Source organism: Spongiivirga sp. MCCC 1A20706, from assembly GCF_046524175.1.
Lineage (GTDB): Bacteria > Bacteroidota > Bacteroidia > Flavobacteriales > Flavobacteriaceae > Spongiivirga.
Map to the genome: position 1 here is coordinate 108091 of NZ_JBEFZF010000002.1, position 14838 is coordinate 122928.

Genomic DNA, 14838 nt, shown 5'->3' on the forward strand with positions numbered 1-14838 from the left:
GTGTTACTGCTAGCAAGAATTTTCATAGTCAAACCTACAAGGAGCCCTTGTATTCGTACTTCATTTCAGGCAACACCTTGCAGGTTAACTGCGCACTGCTACTGCAAACTGAAGACTAAATCAATCAACCCACTCCGCCATAAATAGGTTGGTGTCGCGACCACCTCCGTTATTTCTGTTGGAAGAGAACAATAGTTTTTTGCCATCATTCGAAAATACAGGAAACGCATCAAAAGTCTCGCCATGAGTAACACGTTCGAGGTTCTTTCCATCAATATCAATTAAATAAAGATTGAAAGGAAATCCACGCTCAGCTTCATAGTTAGAAGAGAATAAGACTTTCTTTCCACTAGGGTGAAAAAACGGACTCCAATTGGCGTTACCTAAGAACGTAAGTTGCTTTAGGTCGCTTCCATCGGCATTGCAAATAAACAGCTCCATGTCAGTGGGTTCGACTAGGCCTTGGGCTAATAGGTCTTTATATGCTTTGATTTCTTCATCGGTCTTAGGCCGGCTCGATCTAAAAATAAGTTTAGTGCCATCAGGGCTAAAAAAGGCACCACCATCATACCCTAATTCATCCGTTATTTGTTTTACATTACCGCCATCAATATCCATTGTGTACAACTCTAAATCGCCACTACGGGTTGAGGTGAATACTATTTTATCTCCTTTTGGTGAAACCGTTGCCTCCGCGTCATATCCCTTTTCGGTAGTCAATTGCTTCACAATATTTCCTTCAAGATCGGCAACAAAAATGTCAAAATCGTCATAGACAGGCCAGACGTATTTCCCATTTTTTCGTAGCGGAACTTCAGGGCATTCCTTGTCGCCTAAATGGGTAGAAGCATATACAAAATGCTTATTATCTGGAAGGAAATATGCGCATGTAGTGCGTCCCATTCCGGTACTAATCATAGGGGGCTGCTTGTCTTTAAACGTTTCGTCAATATTCATTAAGAACATCTGATCACAGTTAACACCCCACTCTTTAAAGTTTGATTGAAATACAATTTGTTTATCATCGAAACTCCAGTATGCCTCTGCATTATCGCCACCAAATGTAATCTGTCTGATAGACTTAAAATGTTTTTCTTCTGGATATATCAGGGAATCTTTGGTGGCTTGAACTTGGGTTTCTGAGGTTTGAGACCTCTTTTCTTTTTCCGATTTACAACCAATAGAAAGTGAAGCGATAAATGCAATGAAGAGGATTCTTACCCGCATGAGAATTATTATTTTTATACAAAAATAAGGTAATGAGGGCATTCATAGTAACATTTGGTTTTTTGGCGGTTTTAAGCAGTTGTAAAAAAGAGGTTGTTGTTCCGGAAAATACCATGAAGGCTGATGTAATATTGCTTGCAAGCGACTCTCTTGGAGGGCGACAAACAGGATCGAAATTTGAACTAAAAGCAGCATCTTTTATTGCAAAACGATTTGAAGATTTAGGCCTAACACCCAAGGGTAATGCAAACACCTATTTACAAACCTTTAGCTTTAAGCCTAAAACTGACCCACATCAGGAAATTACCTATACCGAATCTGGTGGTGATAGTATTACTACAGGAACGAACGTTATCGGATTTTTAGATAACAAAGCAGATAAAACGATAGTGATAGGAGCACATTACGATCACTTAGGTCTTGGCGGAGAAGGCTCTTTGCATCGAGAGGGGTCGGCCATTCATAATGGGGCTGATGATAATGCCAGTGGTACTGCGATTATGATGCATCTTGCAAAACGTCTTCAAGGAAAACACACCCAAAACAACTATTTGTTTATGGCATTCTCGGGAGAAGAAATGGGATTGCTAGGAAGTAATTTCTTTGTAAAAAACAGCACAATTCCTATAGAAAGCATCAACTATATGATCAATATGGATATGGTTGGTCGGTTAAAAAATGAAAATACCCTCGCGGTTTACGGAGTGGGTACCTCACCAGTATTTAACCAAACAGTGAATGCTACCAACACCAATTTTAAGTTAATTATAGAAGAGTCAGGAGTAGGACCTTCTGACCACACCTCTTTTTACTTAAGTGACATCCCGGTGCTGCATTTTTTCACAGGGCAGCATGAAGATTATCATAAGCCAGGAGACGATGCTGAAAAATTGAATTATGAAGGCATGAAAATGATTGCTGATTATATTGAAGCGATTATTAAAGATTTAGATGATAATGGCAAACTAGCTTTTAGAAAAACCAAAAATGAAAGTCAAGATGTGCCTCGTTTTAAAGTTGCTTTAGGTGTGGTACCGGATTATCTATTTGATGGAAAAGGTATGCGTATCGATGGAGTGAGCGAAGATAAACCGGCTCAGAAAGCAGGCCTTCAAAAGGGGGATGTCGTCATACAATTAGGTGATAGTACAGTGGTCGATATGATGAGTTATATGCGAGCACTATCAATTTTTGAAGAAGGAGATGCTACTAAAGTTGTAGTTAACAGAAATGGCGAACAGATAGAGGCTGAGATTAAATTTTAAGTGGCAAAATGTCATTCTTGCGACCGCTTGTCGCATTAGCATTAGCGGTTTCACAAAGTAGGAATCTGATCTCTTTAATAATCAAAACCCACCGACTAGAGCTCCGCAAACGCCCAAGCTAATGAGTTGATATACTGCTGCGATAATGAAGAGCACTTTTGCCGCTTTCTTATTTCTTTTTCTAACAATCAATCCGATAATTACTAAAAGTAATGCCGGACCGAACATGATAAGGAATATCAGTATGATGATTCCGCTATAGTCTGCATTAAAAGCTTCTAAAGGTAGCGTCATAATTATAAATTTAAGAAAGCATGGTACCGCAAAAACCTGCTCCGATTACAAAATAAACAGCAGCAATTATGAATAAGACCTTTGCCGCTTTTTTATTGTTCTTTCTTATTATCAACCCGATAATAGTAAGCAACAATGCGGGCCCTACTACAAACATTAACGACATAATAACCACAGGCCAAAAAAGGTTTCCAGGTTCAAAAAATAGTAAGATCATACACTTTCAGCTTTTAGTTCTTCCAGTATTTCTTTTTTATCATCTCTATACAACAAATTCATGGTTTCGAAAGGAATAATTTTATTATCCTTATCTACAATATGAACACAGGATTTTTTAATGGAACGAACATCAAAATTATACGCATCTATAAACTGCATAATGATAATTCTAAACAAGTTATCATATCCTAATTCGGGAGCATCAATTTGAGGCAAACAACACATGATCGATTTTAAATTTTCTTCGGCATGTTCGACGTTATTTCCTGTACTAAATAACTCAATCATTTTGCCGTGTAAGGCTTCATCTTGTTCATAAACAATGGTGTTTTTACTATTGTCTAATAGATCAGACGGATTTATATATCTGGTAAGCGGGAACACCTCATCTTCTAATTTCAACGCATAACCCATTACCAATGCATCAGGGTTGCAGGGAACAGGCACTAAATCATCGCCATTAAAAATAGGACTTTGTTCCAATATTTTTCTGCGAACCTCTGTGAGTGTAATCCGATCAGTTTCCGGATTAAAATCATCCAGTCTTCCTGCTATTTGTGTGGGTTGTAGCGTAACCCCACGAACGCATTTTTGTTTTAAGGCGTATTGAATTATTTTACCAATCTCATTATCATTTAATCCTTTTTGAACGGTTACAACAAGCGTGGTTGAAAGGTTCAGTTCGTTAAGGTTGTTAACCGCTTCCTTTCTAACATCAGCCAAGTCTGCTCCCCGCATTTTTTGAAGCACATTATTATCAAATGAATCAAACTGCAAGTAGATTTCAAAATCTGGCGCATAGGTTGACAATCGCTTAGCAAATGCTTTGTCCTTGGCAATTTTTATTCCATTAGTATTGACCATTAAATGCCTGATGGGAAGGGTCTTTGCATAATCAAGAATTTCGAAAAACGCTGGGTGAATGGTCGGCTCACCACCACTTATTTGAACCACATCAGGCTCTTTTTCGTTTTTGACAATAGTGTCTAACATCGCCTTCACTTCATCCAATGTTCTATGCCTGCCATAATGAGGCGATGAACCTGCATAACAGGTAGGGCAAGTAAGGTTACAGCGATCCGTTACCTCAACTACAGTAAGGCATGAATGCTGTTCGTGATCCGGACACAACCCACAATCGTAAGGACACCCATAATGGGTTTTAGTGTTAAAAGTATAAGGAGTTTCTGAAGGCTTATTATAGTTTCTGATGTTTTTGTAGTACGCTACATCATCAGCAATTAACACCTTACTGTTCCCATGATCAGGACAGCGCTTTAACATAAAAACCTTGTCATCTTCAAACACGATTTTTGCATCAACGCGCTTTAAACATTCAGGACATAGACTTAAGGTAAAGTCATAATAGGTGTATTTTCTTGTAGGCATTTAACCCGGATTATGTATTAAAAAATCTATTACTGCTTGAAACTGCTTCAAAACCTGTTGCTCTGCTAAGTTTCTAAGTTTAAGCGTAGCATCGCTACGGTTAAACTTAGAAAACATCAGCTTTTATTGCATTTTCAACCCTCATTACGAAGTTCTAATACATAATACGGGTTGAAAAGAATTGTCGAATGGTTTTATGATAGTAAGTTAAGCAAATTATACAGAGCCACTGAATGCTGCTTAGTCCAAAAGTGAAAAAAACATTGGGTTTTATGAACTCAATCAGAAAACGAAAGCTGAAATAGCTGATCATAAAATATTGAAATAGCAATCCACTTTCCCTTGATTGGTGTTTCAACATTCCTTTAAAAATGAAGAATAAAGGAACAAGAAAAATAAGTTCATACAATGCTAAAGGATGTCTTAGCAGTCCGTCACCCAAATCCATACCAGTAAAAAAGGCTGTTTCTTTCCCGTAGGTGAATTCATTAATACCGTATAAAAAACAACCGACTCTACCCACAAAGATTCCTATGATTATTGGAAGAACAAAAAGATCACCTGAAGACCGTGTTTCGCCAATCATTTTTTTGGTAAGTTCTACTCCGATTAATCCACCAAAAAGCCCCCCCATAATAGTTTTGGTGTTAAGAAGTTGAATCACTGCTTCTATGGAATTTGGAAGTATTGGGTTTTCAAAAAAACCTATTAATCGAGAACCTATAAGTGCCCCGATTGCCGCGCCTAAAATGATAGAAAGACGGTTATTAGATGAAATATGGTCGGCAGATTTTCTTCTTAAAACCACATAATATCGAAAAGCAATAAAAAAAGCGGTATACTCTAAAATAAGATGAATATTGACTTTGGTGCCAAATAATATGGGTTCGAAAGGAATTTCCAAATGTGAGATATACTTTGGTTAAAGGTATCATTTTTGTGTATATCTGTTTGATATATGTAATTTTGCAAGATCAAATGAATTGCTTTGGTGAAAATTGCTGACATAGAACTTCCTGATTTTCCATTATTACTTGCACCTATGGAGGATGTAAGCGATCCGCCTTTTCGTGCTTTGTGTAAAGAAAACGGCGCTGATGTGGTATATACAGAATTTATATCAAGTGAAGGCTTAATTCGTGATGCTGCAAAAAGCACCATGAAACTAGATATTTATGAAAAAGAACGTCCGGTAGGTATTCAGATTTTTGGTGCCAATTTGGACAGCATGTTAGAAGCGACGGAGATCGTTGAAAAATCGAATCCTGATATTATTGATATCAACTTTGGCTGTCCAGTTAAGAAGGTGGTAAGTAAAGGAGCCGGTGCAGGTATTTTAAAAGATATCTGTCTGATGGAAAAATTAACAGGAGAGATTGTAAAGCGAACCAAACTACCGGTTACTGTAAAAACCCGTTTGGGTTGGGATCATGATTCGATTAAAATTGTTGAGGTGGCTGAACGCCTTCAGGATGTTGGTATAAAAGCGATCTCAATTCACGGTCGTACTCGAGCACAGATGTATAAAGGCCATGCTGATTGGAAGCCGATAGCAGCAGTAAAAAACAATCCAAGAATGCATATTCCGGTATTCGGCAATGGCGATGTTAATACACCGGAAAAAGCAATGGAAATGCGAGATTCATATGGACTTGATGGGGCTATGATTGGGCGAGCATGCATCGGCTACCCTTGGTTTTTTAATGAAGTAAAGCATTTCTTTGAAACAGGAGAGCATCTTCCCGGCCCGACTATTGAAGAGCGAGTTGAGGTAGCCCGTCGCCACTTAGAAATGTCAATTGCTTGGAAGGGAGAAAAGCTCGGCGTTTTTGAAACACGACGTCATTACACAAATTACTTTAAGGGGATAAGAGATTTTAAACCCTACCGAATGAAAATGGTGACTAGCGACCATTCTGTAGATGTTTTTGCTGCTTTTGATGAGGTGTTGGAAAAGTTCGCCGGGTACGAGTTTGTTTAGATTTCAATCAGCCTTTTTCCTACAGCATTCGAGGCAATTTTTGAAGCAATAATTCCTAAAATAGTAATTGTCAGGAAAACGATAAGGTAGTTCTCTAATTTCAGTTCCATAGGGTATGGTAGGTTCGTTCCGGGCACCGCAATAAGACCAAAAACCATTTGGAGCCCCGTTATAATAGACCCAAGAACAATTCCGAGTAATCCACCAAATACAGAAAGCAATGTGCCTTGTACAAAGAAAATACGACGTATTTGCTTTACTGTTGCCCCCATGCTAAACAGGGTTTTTAGATTGGCTTTTTTATCAAGTATGGTCATGATAGTACTCCCAACAACATTGAACAATGCAATGATCAAGATCAAGGTAAAAATGAGATAAATAGCAATATTTTCAGTGTTGAGCATTTTATAAAGCGAATCGTTAAGTTCCGCTCTGTTTTTTACTAAAACATCGGTTCCGAGGACGCGAGAAATTTTAGTTCTGATGATTTCCTCGTCGGTATTCGCCGAAAGTTTAAACTCAACTCCGCTAATCTGATTGGCTTTTAGTTTTAGCAGGTTTTGGGCGAGTTGCAAATCAGAAAAAACATATTTACTGTTGTTCTCTAAATCGATATTAAACATCCCTACGGTTACCACTAATTTGTTGTAATACGGTTTTGCTTCCTGCAAACTAGAAATAGACGCTTTTCCGGGTTTAGGAACAATAATTTCAAGCAGATCACTGTAGTCATTAATGACTATTCCCAGTTGAGAAGCGATCGTTTGACCCACAACGACTTCGTCTTGTCCAGGTTGCAACCAACTACCTAAGCGAATAATGCTATCAATACCAGTTACTTTATTAAAGTTAGTATCAACCCCTTTAATAAATGGTGTATAATTTTTGTTGTTGTAGTTTAAGAAAACACGCTCTTCCAGTACTTTGCTAAAGTGTGCAACACCATCTATTGACGAAAGACTTTGTTCTTGGTCCGGAGTAATGGTAAAAACCTTTCCAGTCGCTGGAACAGCTTTTAAATCTGGATCAAAAGCATTACTAAACGAAAGGCTAAATGTTTTAAGACCTGCAAAACCAGCAAGTACAATAAACAATGCGAGTGCTGCTACAACGACCACAGCAGCAGTAATAAAGTTGATAATATTAATAGCGTTTTGACTGCTCTTGGTGAAGAGGTATCGCTTCGCTATATAGAGGGAGAAATTCAAGGTTACAATTTCTTTCTTTTATCCAGAAGATCACGATTTTTCACAGGGTCATCAACACCTTTTAGAGACTTTTCTATATTTTCAATATACGCTAACGAATCGTCTATGTAAAAAATAAGATCGGGCACTTTCCGAAGCTGATTTTTTACTCGTTGCGCAAGATCGTGTTTGATTAATGGTGTATTTGAAGAAATACCGTCGAGCAGTTCCTGTGCTTTGTCATTAGGAAAAATACTCAAATATACTTTAGCAATAGATAGATCGACAGTAACCGAGACCTTACTTACTGATATGATCACATTTTTGAGCCCACCTTCACGCACTGCTCCTTGAAGAATATCGACAAGGTCTTTTTGAATAACGCTGGCGATCTTTTTCTGTCTATTACTTTCCATACCGCAAAGGTACGTTATACCAACTAAAACATAAAAATAGACTTTACTACTCGATCATTTCCCCTTTTTCTTTATTGAAAAAGAATTCCGTAGCTATTGCTACGCAACACTTTTACGGCTTCGAAAAAGAAAAAAGCATCTTCGTATTTTTAGTCTATTCTTATATTCCATTTGGTATTTTTTAGGCGGATAGTTTTATATTTACCCTTGTTAGAAACAAGATTAAAGAAGCAAGAAAAAAGACGTAATCTGGTCTTGGCTCTTGGCTCTTGACTCTTTCATCTTTTTGATCATGAATAAGATAGAACACATAGGTATTGCAGTTAAAAGTATCAAGAACTCCAACGCCCTATTTGCTAAGCTTTTTGGTGAGCCACATTATAAAATAGAAGAAGTGCTGACCGAGGGAGTGAATACTTCTTTTTTTATGATTGGCCCGAATAAAATAGAACTGTTAGAAGCAACGAAACAGGATAGTCCGATAGCTAAATTCATAGAAAAAAAGGGTGAGGGCATTCATCACATTGCTTTTGCCGTCGATGATATAGTAGCTGAAATAGCACGATTGAAAGATGAGGGCTTTACCGTACTAAATGAGACTCCAAAAAAGGGAGCTGACAATAAGCTGGTGGCCTTTTTGCACCCAAAAACGACGAATGGGGTTTTGGTAGAGCTGTGTCAGGATGATCCGGATAATAATTAACATTTATGGAGCTTTAAGGAACACCCCTCTAAATCTCCCCTTAAAGGGGAGACTTATAATGATGATAAGTTAAAATTTGTTTGGGATGTGGTTTTTAAATATGTAAATTTGCCGACTGTTTTGAAGAAAAACGGGGTCCTATAGCTCATCCCGATAGTTATCGGGAGGTTAGCGCACCTGACGTAATAGTTAAGGCGCTTTAGGACTTGCAAAATACAATAAGTTAGTTTTCTACTAACAATAGGTCCTATAGCTCAGCTGGTTAGAGCACCTGACTCATAATCAGGGGGTCCATGGTTCGAGCCCATGTGGGACCACATTATTAAAAATCCAACCTATTAGTTAGGTTGGATTTTTTTGTATAACCCAATGCACTGCTTAAGTATGTGTCAAAGAAACATTAGAAATTTTTCTTAAACGACCTTGACAATGGTATGATTTCTTTATTCATTAGAACTAGGTAGTCCTTATTTATTTGTTTGATAAAGTTAGAGTTGACTATAAATGATCTATGACATTGAATAAAGTTTGGTGGTAGCTCTTCTTTGATTTTGCTTAACTTCCCCCTAACGAAATGGTTTTTCCCATTAGAAGTGAAAATATTCAAGTAGTGGTCATCTGACTTGAGATAGATCAAATCTGAACTATAAATCTTGGTTTTATCTTTTAGAACCACATGATTTTTTATCACAATATTTTTAAGCTCATCAAGTTTTTGCAAGGTTTCGAATTTTTCAATTTTTAATGACCTAGACTTATTTAGATATTTTTTGTATCTGACAAAAACGATGATTAAAACAATGCTGATTGTAACCATTATTAAGAAAACAAAAATGTATCTATTCCTAAGGCGATTAATATTGTTATAAGCCTTTAAAAGACTTGCTTGGTTTCCTAAGTTTGGAGTTGTTCCGTTTTTTTTTAGTTCTTTCAATTCTAAATTTCTCAGGGCAATAGTCTTTTTTAGAAAGAAATACGCACTATCAATTTTATTTATTTTTTCATAGCTTTCTGTTAACCATTTTAAAGATGTTATTTGAACTGATTTCACCGTATCACGAGCTATATGTTTTTTTAAATATGGAACGGCTTTTTCATATTGTTTGTTAGCTAGATAGTTTAACCCAGTGCCCAAATCAATACTTTTTATTCCAGAATACTCATACCAAATAGGGTATTGTTCATATATTTCAGCTGCTATTGAATAGTGATGTGCTGCATTATCATACTCTTTAAGCCAATGGGATAAGTAGAATGCCAAAAGTTCATGATACATCCCCCTCGCAACACTTTTTTCACCGGAATATTTAAGCATTTGATCAAAACTTAATGATACTTTTTCTTTACTGATACCGTCAGTATAATTCTCGGTAAAAATCAAACTAACGACAACAATTTTATAACTACGACGAAACTCTTCTGGTTGGAAATCATAATATTTATTATTGGGAGAATAAAGAGTTGGTGAGTTTATTTTAAACCAAACTACTTTGTTCAGTGAATCACGAACTGAGTCTGTTATGTAATCTATGTTATTGTCTAAATATCCAAGGAGGTCAGAATACCTTAGACTTATTCCATAACCAGAGTTTAATGAGTCTCGTATTTTAAAATAGTCTAAGGAATCCTGTTGTTTTTTTGTAAGAGTCTTTTGGTTTTGATATGGTTCAACTAACCTTTTTGAATTTAAATTAGTGTTATATAAAACAGATGAAAGAAATAATCCTAAAGCATAACCAGTTAGTAACTTAAACATTAAATAAAGTTAGATAATTAATTAAAATCAGTTTTTATTTTTTAGAGACTTAGCTTTCCCTAAGTTATAGGTTAATCCAAAAAATTGTCCGATACCAAGCTTTTCAACAGTAGGAATAGTCTCATTACTTGAAAATTGGTATCTGGTGTTTCCATCAGCGACAAATGAATCTTGAATTGTAGTTGTTCTACCAACAGATATTCCATAATGAAAAACAAAACGAGACATTTTCCCAACAATGAAACCGCCTCCTAGCAGGAATTGAAATTTTTGTTCATCAGTAAACATTGCTCCAAAGCTAAATGTTGGTTTAATCCATGTGCCGGTTCTATAAGATAGGTTGGCAACACTTCCAAAACCATAATTTAGCGAACCTAAATTTTTTTCATTTATAATTTGATATTCTTCATTTACACCGTTAAATTCTTCTGACATAGTTTGTATTGAGTATTCTTTGTTTGTCAGGGTAGATAAGAAGACACCAGCGCTGATATCAATTTTAAAACCACCTTTTATCCATATGTTATATTTTTTCTCATCTAAAAACGAGCTACTCTCTTTCTTAGCTCTTCTTTTCAATGTAAATTCCAATGCGTCAATATTTTTTCCGTCAAACTCATAAGGCAGAGTGTAGTGTTCAGTTTTAAATGAATACAATTTATCAATTGACTTGGATGCTAACTCTACCAGAGGGATAAATTTGTTTTTTAGGGTTTCATTAAATAAGCCTGAATACTCTATATTTAAAGTATTTTCAGCCTTATGAGTGACTTTATTGGTAGCATCAATAATGGCATCATATCTTTTTTCTAACGAGGTTCTTTTGTCCTTGTGTTTTTCAATAATTAGGTAATCTTTTGCCTCTAATTCGGACAAATACAATTCAGCTTCTTTATTGACTTTTCTCATTCGAATGGAATTAGCTTCAATTTGTAATCTAAACCCTCTAAATTTTGCTTTGTTATCTATTTTTTCTTGCTTTTTTGCCTTATCATTAATTGGCTTTAAATCATTTTGAAGGGTTTCATATTTTTTATTTAAATCTTCTTTTTTTCTCCTATTTTGTTCTAAAGCAATTTGTCCTTTTTGAATTTTTTGATTTAACTCAGATATTAAATTTTCCTTATCCTTGATTAATTTTTTGTTAGTGCCAATTAAACTCTGAATTTCAAAGTCAAAGCTTGTGTATTCAATTAGTTTTGTCTCACTGCTTAATTCTTGATTTCTAACCTTAATCTCTGAGATTTCATCACTCAAATTTGAGACAGTAGTTTTTAGCGTATCAATCTTCGAAGTGAAAGCCTCTATAGTTGTTACCCCGTTTATGGCTTTCCCTGCCTCTGACTCTTGATCAGTTGGTGAAGTTTTTTTTATCAAATCAATAACCCCCTCTTGTTTTTTTTCAAATCTTGCTTTTGAGTCTGAAAATAGATCTAAAGTTTTTTTATTGAGTTCATAGGTATATTTAAATGGATTTGCATTTTTTAACTTGAATGCCAAAAGTTGATTCGTTTTCACACTCAGCTTTTCTTTCAAACAGTCGGCTGAATCGTTTTCAATACAAATACTAGCAAAGCTATTAACTTTTGGGCTTGCCATGTCTAAAACAAAAACCTTTGTTTCTTGACAATAACTCTGAACACTAAATAAGATGAAAATAACAGACAATGAAATACGTATAATCATGACAATTGTTTTTATGGTTGACTGTGTAAAACTATCTGTGAATCAATGATTAAAACAAAAAAATGTCGTGAATGACACCACAAATGACGTGAGTGGTATTAAAGAAATAAGAGAGGCTTTGTCTAATATTTTTTTTACAAACTTTTTGAGAGAAAGATGGATTTATAAATAAATCATTCTTACTATTTTTTAAAATAAATACTTAAAATCAGTAAGTCTTGTCTTCTGACATAAGAAACTGCTAGTAAACAAGAAATGCGTATTTTCTGAATATAAGTAGTAAGTTTACATCTGTTCGGTTAATAGGATAAAATGATTAAAAAAGGTAAAATGGATATAGTTGCAGGTGTATTTATATTAGTTGGCACTGCCATTGGGATTTGGGCTAATGAAATAAACAAAAGAGAATCTGATAATCTCGAAAAAAAGAATAGTATACTTAGAAAGGAATTAAAAGAAATTTCTGAGGAAAATCTTCGGCTTTCAAAAAAGATGGAAAACTATGTAGAGTCATCAAACTATTTTAATAAAACTAATTTCTCTTATTTAAAAAAAGATTTCCCTTTGGGTTATACAGTTGTTAAGCAGAATGAGGATTTTGATGATTTCGTTCAAGCTTTTGGCGAACATAGAGACTATGAATATTATGGCTCTAGAATATATCGTGATAAGGAAACCCAAGATTATTTAATTGTACTTAAAGATTTTAAAATTAATATTAATGGGGTATCTATCTCGGGAGGAGAAACGGGGGTTAAAATTGATCCGGATAATTACAAAGACTATCAATTACTTATGCCTCAACAACCTCTTTTAGATGTTAATATGGTAATACTAATGATCGATAGTAAACAAAAGTATACATACGCAATCGGTTTAATACCGAAGATAAATAAATAGAATATTTAATATTATTTGGAAGTATGCGTTTAAGTTTATTTAAAATCCAAAATCCGAATACACTCATTAATTCTTCCTTCAAGAACTTTCTTATGTTGCGGATATCCAATATAAAGTTGTTTAGCTATTTCTGCTTTTTCCTTTGCTAACCTGAGACTTTTATTTTTGTTGGATCTCATATAAAGTAAGGCAAAAGCTAAATAAGAATCTGCTAACCTAGCCGCAGAGTTGACATCAGGTCTTTTGCTATTAATATTAGTTAGAATTTCTATAGCATCTTCGTAAAAAGTTTTTGCGTTTTTATAGTCATTTAGATCAGTATGAATCATACCTAAAAAATGTAGATTATTTGCATATCCAACCTTATCAAACGTGCTTCTGAGAGGTAATATTTGCTTAAAATATTTGTCAGATTGTAAAAAAAACGATTTAGCTTTCTTAAATTCCTTATTTCCTTTAATTACAATAGCGTAACTAGATAATATTGCAGCGTATCTTAATTTGTATATATATTCAGATTTATTGGGATAATGATTTAGTATTTTTTCTGCTTTTTTAAAATATACATCTACTAATTCATAATTTTTCTGATGACCAAAATGATTTATTGAAGATATAATAGTTGTCATTAGTTCACTAAAATATGTGTTGTTTTTTTTGTAGGCTTTTTCTTTTAGTTTTAGTGCATTTAGAAGATAATCTTCCTTATTTGTAGCAATTTCAAATTCTATATTTGGGTTATTTAAAAGCGCAAATATATTTTGATTTATTGCCCCTAATTCCGCATCATATCCTTTATTATTATTTTCTTTTTTTAATTTATTATAAATATCTATCGCCTTTTGATAATTATGGAACGATTTTTCACCTAAACCTTTTGTCCTGTAAAATATACCTAAATCCCTTAAGGTTTCCGCTTCATTTGCTAAGAGAAAGTTATCCTTATTAGAAATTTTACTAAAGGATGCTAGGGATTTTTTAAGATATGGTTCAGGATTTCTTTTAGTAGAAGCTAACCCTTGTAGAAATATATGTCCAATATAAGAGTTAGCGATTGCAATAATTTTATGGTCAAAAACTTCCTTTAGAACAACTTCAAAAGAACTCAAAGACTCATTATACTCTTCTGAGATAAAATGAGCTATTGCCTTTTGAGTATTTGAAGCATTTTTGGATTTGGATTTTTCGAGAAATAACTTCAATCCTTTTATATCTAAGTTATATTGATTTTGTATATATATTTCAAATGCTTCATCTGGGTTGTTTATATCTACATCATTTTCTTTGAAATATCTTGCTAACCCTAGAAGGGGCTTTAATTCTTTAAGAGTTTTGTCTTGTTCTTGGTTTTTTGTAATACCATTATTTCGATATAAAAGTCCCGCAACAGCTGCAATTACCACACAAATAAAAATAATCCAACTTAACATTTTTTGATTTTTGCTTGAATTCATAGACACAAATCTAAATAAATTGTTATTAAAATAGGCATACAATTCGGTTGCCAGAAAAGTTGACAAGCTATTAATAGACTGTAAGTAAAGAAATTATGGTCCATGGTTCGAGCCCATGTGGGACCACACTATTAAAAATCCAATCTAACTCAATAGATTGGATTTTTTGTTTAAAATAGAAAGCGCCAGTATTGCTACTGGCGCCAACTTGAGTAAGACAGGGGAACTGCAGTTTAACCAACCGCATGATAGATCATGGTAAGCGGAATAAGCATCAACATTGCAACGAGCAATACGTTTAATAATCTTACAAAATTTAAAAATCCGATTCGGTAGAATGTGTTTAACGTGTTCATAATAG

15 protein-coding genes and 1 tRNA gene are annotated in these 14838 nt (G+C 34.7%); 5 read left to right on the plus strand and 11 right to left on the minus strand.

Annotated features, from left to right (window positions below; translation table 11 throughout):
- Positions 1–120: 120 nt before the first annotated feature.
- On the minus strand, positions 121–1227 hold the full coding sequence (locus ABN763_RS04560; RefSeq protein ID WP_410484249.1) for a TolB family protein: 1107 nt from the start codon (positions 1225–1227) through the stop codon (positions 121–123).
- A gap of 32 nt (positions 1228–1259) precedes the next feature.
- Between ABN763_RS04560 and ABN763_RS04565 the strand changes: the two genes are divergently transcribed.
- Positions 1260–2492, plus strand: coding sequence for a M28 family peptidase (locus ABN763_RS04565; protein ID WP_410484250.1), 1233 nt, complete (start codon positions 1260–1262; stop codon positions 2490–2492).
- 81 nt (positions 2493–2573) lie between these two features.
- Here the strand turns inward: ABN763_RS04565 and ABN763_RS04570 are convergent, their stop codons facing one another.
- From ABN763_RS04570 to ABN763_RS04585, 4 genes are all read right to left on the minus strand, one after another.
- Positions 2574–2786, minus strand: a complete 213-nt coding sequence (locus ABN763_RS04570) for a hypothetical protein (RefSeq protein WP_410484251.1) — start codon at positions 2784–2786, stop codon at positions 2574–2576.
- A gap of 10 nt (positions 2787–2796) precedes the next feature.
- A complete protein-coding gene (locus ABN763_RS04575) occupies positions 2797–3003 on the minus strand; it encodes a hypothetical protein (RefSeq protein ID WP_410484252.1) in 207 nt (68 codons plus the stop codon).
- The gene (locus tag ABN763_RS04580; RefSeq protein WP_410484253.1) at positions 3000–4394 is read right to left on the minus strand and encodes a radical SAM protein; all 1395 of its coding nucleotides are present in this window, start codon (positions 4392–4394) and stop codon (positions 3000–3002) included. Before ABN763_RS04580 ends, ABN763_RS04575 begins: the two co-directional genes overlap by 4 nt.
- A gap of 154 nt (positions 4395–4548) precedes the next feature.
- A complete protein-coding gene (locus tag ABN763_RS04585; RefSeq protein WP_410484254.1) occupies positions 4549–5298 on the minus strand; it encodes a prolipoprotein diacylglyceryl transferase in 750 nt (249 codons plus the stop codon).
- An 84-nt stretch (positions 5299–5382) separates the two neighbouring features.
- Between ABN763_RS04585 and dusB the strand changes: the two genes are divergently transcribed.
- Positions 5383–6375 (plus strand): tRNA dihydrouridine synthase DusB, encoded by a 993-nt coding sequence (gene dusB, locus ABN763_RS04590; RefSeq protein WP_410484255.1) that lies wholly within the window; start codon positions 5383–5385, stop codon positions 6373–6375.
- Here the strand turns inward: dusB and ABN763_RS04595 are convergent.
- Both ABN763_RS04595 and rbfA read right to left on the minus strand, forming a co-directional pair.
- Positions 6372–7583, minus strand: a complete 1212-nt coding sequence (locus tag ABN763_RS04595; RefSeq protein WP_410484256.1) for an ABC transporter permease — start codon at positions 7581–7583, stop codon at positions 6372–6374. The genes dusB and ABN763_RS04595 overlap by 4 nt on opposite strands.
- Before the next feature lie 2 nt (positions 7584–7585).
- Entirely contained in the window at positions 7586–7978 is a 393-nt protein-coding gene (gene rbfA / locus ABN763_RS04600) for a 30S ribosome-binding factor RbfA (protein ID WP_410484257.1), read from the minus strand.
- 292 nt (positions 7979–8270) lie between these two features.
- Between rbfA and mce the strand changes: the two genes are divergently transcribed.
- Together mce and ABN763_RS04610 are read left to right on the plus strand one after the other, a co-directional pair.
- On the plus strand, positions 8271–8681 hold the full coding sequence (mce, locus tag ABN763_RS04605) for a methylmalonyl-CoA epimerase (protein ID WP_410484258.1): 411 nt from the start codon (positions 8271–8273) through the stop codon (positions 8679–8681).
- Positions 8682–8924: 243 nt separating this feature from the next.
- Positions 8925–8998: transfer RNA gene (locus tag ABN763_RS04610), tRNA-Ile, on the plus strand.
- A gap of 83 nt (positions 8999–9081) precedes the next feature.
- On the opposite strand, the gene ABN763_RS04615 is transcribed toward ABN763_RS04610, so the two are convergent.
- Together ABN763_RS04615 and ABN763_RS04620 are read right to left on the minus strand one after the other, a co-directional pair.
- Positions 9082–10437: a LytTR family transcriptional regulator DNA-binding domain-containing protein gene (locus ABN763_RS04615; protein ID WP_410484259.1), complete on the minus strand. Its 1356-nt coding sequence runs from the start codon at positions 10435–10437 to the stop codon at positions 9082–9084.
- Between the two features lie 27 nt (positions 10438–10464).
- Positions 10465–12123, minus strand: a complete 1659-nt coding sequence (locus tag ABN763_RS04620) for a hypothetical protein (protein ID WP_410484260.1) — start codon at positions 12121–12123, stop codon at positions 10465–10467.
- Positions 12124–12453: 330 nt separating this feature from the next.
- Between ABN763_RS04620 and ABN763_RS04625 the strand changes: the two genes are divergently transcribed.
- Positions 12454–13023 carry a hypothetical protein gene (locus tag ABN763_RS04625; RefSeq protein ID WP_410484261.1) on the plus strand — a complete coding sequence of 190 codons (570 nt, stop codon included), beginning with the start codon at positions 12454–12456 and terminating at the stop codon, positions 13021–13023.
- Positions 13024–13058: 35 nt separating this feature from the next.
- Here the strand turns inward: ABN763_RS04625 and ABN763_RS04630 are convergent, their stop codons facing one another.
- Together ABN763_RS04630 and ABN763_RS04635 are read right to left on the minus strand one after the other, a co-directional pair.
- Positions 13059–14477 (minus strand): tetratricopeptide repeat protein, encoded by a 1419-nt coding sequence (locus tag ABN763_RS04630; RefSeq protein WP_410484262.1) that lies wholly within the window; start codon positions 14475–14477, stop codon positions 13059–13061.
- A gap of 233 nt (positions 14478–14710) precedes the next feature.
- The gene (locus ABN763_RS04635; protein WP_410484263.1) at positions 14711–14833 is read right to left on the minus strand and encodes a hypothetical protein; all 123 of its coding nucleotides are present in this window, start codon (positions 14831–14833) and stop codon (positions 14711–14713) included.
- Positions 14834–14838: the final 5 nt, after the last annotated feature.

Excerpts from the sequence above, each read along its gene's own strand:
- ABN763_RS04570 (WP_410484251.1), bottom strand. The coding sequence starts at position 2,786 with ATGACGCTACCTTTAGAAGCTTTTAATGCAGACTATAGCGGAATCATC.
- ABN763_RS04620 (WP_410484260.1), bottom strand. The coding sequence starts at position 12,123 with ATGATTATACGTATTTCATTGTCTGTTATTTTCATCTTATTTAGTGTT.
- ABN763_RS04635 (WP_410484263.1), bottom strand. The coding sequence starts at position 14,833 with ATGAACACGTTAAACACATTCTACCGAATCGGATTTTTAAATTTTGTA.
- ABN763_RS04560 (WP_410484249.1), bottom strand. The coding sequence starts at position 1,227 with ATGCGGGTAAGAATCCTCTTCATTGCATTTATCGCTTCACTTTCTATT.
- ABN763_RS04575 (WP_410484252.1), bottom strand. The coding sequence starts at position 3,003 with ATGATCTTACTATTTTTTGAACCTGGAAACCTTTTTTGGCCTGTGGTT.
- ABN763_RS04580 (WP_410484253.1), bottom strand. The coding sequence starts at position 4,394 with ATGCCTACAAGAAAATACACCTATTATGACTTTACCTTAAGTCTATGT.
- mce (WP_410484258.1), top strand. The coding sequence starts at position 8,271 with ATGAATAAGATAGAACACATAGGTATTGCAGTTAAAAGTATCAAGAAC.
- ABN763_RS04630 (WP_410484262.1), bottom strand. The coding sequence starts at position 14,477 with ATGAATTCAAGCAAAAATCAAAAAATGTTAAGTTGGATTATTTTTATT.
- ABN763_RS04565 (WP_410484250.1), top strand. The coding sequence starts at position 1,260 with ATGAGGGCATTCATAGTAACATTTGGTTTTTTGGCGGTTTTAAGCAGT.
- ABN763_RS04615 (WP_410484259.1), bottom strand. The coding sequence starts at position 10,437 with ATGTTTAAGTTACTAACTGGTTATGCTTTAGGATTATTTCTTTCATCT.
- ABN763_RS04625 (WP_410484261.1), top strand. The coding sequence starts at position 12,454 with ATGGATATAGTTGCAGGTGTATTTATATTAGTTGGCACTGCCATTGGG.
- rbfA (WP_410484257.1), bottom strand. The coding sequence starts at position 7,978 with ATGGAAAGTAATAGACAGAAAAAGATCGCCAGCGTTATTCAAAAAGAC.